This window comes from Virgibacillus sp. M23 (assembly GCF_034190895.1).
Lineage (GTDB): Bacteria > Bacillota > Bacilli > Bacillales > Amphibacillaceae > Virgibacillus > Virgibacillus salarius.
In genome coordinates, this window is the sequence record NZ_JAWDHA010000356.1 from 1 (window position 1) to 401 (window position 401).

1 protein-coding gene is annotated in these 401 nt (G+C 40.9%); it reads right to left on the reverse strand.

Going from position 1 to position 401, the window contains the following annotated elements; all coding sequences use genetic code 11:
• Positions 1-401: DNA-directed RNA polymerase subunit alpha C-terminal domain-containing protein (locus tag RVS70_RS22975; protein WP_321135051.1), on the reverse strand; the 401-nt coding region annotated here is incomplete at both ends.

The following is a 401-nucleotide window of genomic DNA, read 5'->3' on the forward strand; positions in this document are numbered from 1 at the left end:
GTGTTAATACCCGCACGCTTTAAGCAGTTGTAAGAACGAACAGAAAGATCCAATTCTTCAATTGTCATTTCAAGAACTTTCTCTTTTTGATCTTCTTCTTTTTCAACCATGATTTCAGCATGTTGAGCTTCGTCAGTTAAACCAACGAATATATTAAGGTGTTCAGTTAAAATCTTTGAACCAAGCGCAATTGCTTCTTTCGGTCCAGTGCTTCCATCAGTCCAAACATCAAGTGTAAGTTTATCATAGTTTGCAACTTGGCCTACACGAGTGTTCTCTACCTGATAAGATACACGAGAAACTGGCGTATAGATAGAATCGATCGGAATCACGCCGATTGGCTGATCGTCTCTCTTGTTTGCGTCAGCAGGCGTATACCCACGTCCACTTTGAGCAGTAAG